Here is a 627-nt window from a genome sequence, read left to right on the forward strand (position 1 = left end):
CAACATGTTTTCTCTCTGTGTTTTTAAGTTAATGTAACGACATTGTACCCAAATTTAATACACTTTACACAAAAGGCCGTCTGAACGGTTTCAGACGGCCTTTAAGCGCAATATTTAAGAGCGGCGCTGCAACATCCAAGACTCAATCTTACGCGCATCGTTCACGCGTGTTGTGGAAGACGGAGAGTTGAGCAATACGATGGTAATCGGCTGATTCTGTACATTGGCCTTAACCACCATAGAACGTCCTGCCTCGCGGATATAGCCGGTTTTCTGCAATTCAATATTCCAGCTGCCCTCACGCACCAAGGCATTGGAGTTTTTGTAGTTTTGACGACCATTTGCCGTCCAAACCGAGCCATAATTTGAAGTAGAATTTTTGCGGATCAGCGGATATTTGCTGGCTGCCGCAACCATGCGGTTCAAATCGCGTGCAGTTGAAACGTTTTGGAAATTCAAACCGGTAGGCTCATAGAAACGGCTGCTGGTCATGCCCAGGCTTTGTGCTTTGGCATTCATTGCCGCAACAAACGCGCTCATACCACCCGGATAGGTACGGCCCAACGCATGGGTAGCACGGTTTTCACTGCTCATCAGGCTCAGGTGCAACAGTTCGCCGCGTGTCAG

The 627-nt window shown here is 48.3% G+C and carries 1 pseudogene; it reads right to left on the reverse strand.

Annotated features, from left to right (window positions below):
* Positions 1–114: 114 nt before the first annotated feature.
* A pseudogene (locus tag ACTHSP_RS21265) lies at positions 115–627 on the reverse strand (D-alanyl-D-alanine endopeptidase); the annotation flags it as partial.

It is taken from the genome of Neisseria sp. P0001.S005 (genome assembly GCF_051963715.1).